This window comes from Pseudomonas sp. IT-232MI5, assembly GCF_949767845.1.
GTDB lineage: Bacteria > Pseudomonadota > Gammaproteobacteria > Pseudomonadales > Pseudomonadaceae > Aquipseudomonas.
This window is the reverse complement of sequence record NZ_CATKQE010000042.1, coordinates 1-338: the sequence shown is the minus strand read 5'-3', so window position 1 is coordinate 338 and position 338 is coordinate 1. Positions and strand designations below refer to the sequence as shown.

The following is a 338-nucleotide window of genomic DNA, read 5'->3' as shown; positions in this document are numbered from 1 at the left end:
GTTGTCGTGACTTTGGCCAATGGTCAAACCATCACCATCGGCGTCGGCCAGACCACTGGCACCGCCACTACCACCGCACCGAACGATGCGCTGACCGGCCACGCTCCGCTGACCAACGCGATCACCAACGTCACGGGCGGCAACTACGAAAATCTGGTGGCCGACAAAACCCCGGTCAGCACCAACGTGACCGACACCGTCGACACCACCAATCTGTCGCTCAGCGCGACCGGTTCGGTCGCTGAAGGCGGCTCGATCGTTTACACCGCGACCCTGACCAACGCCGCTGGCTCACCAGTGACCGTAACCCTGTCGAACGGCGCTGTGATCACCATCGA

General features: G+C 62.4%; 1 protein-coding gene. It reads left to right on the top strand.

Annotated features, from left to right (window positions below):
* Positions 1-338, top strand: a 338-nt coding sequence (locus tag ACM6JQ_RS18445) for an immunoglobulin-like domain-containing protein (RefSeq protein ID WP_414894464.1), incomplete at both ends; no start/stop codon positions are given.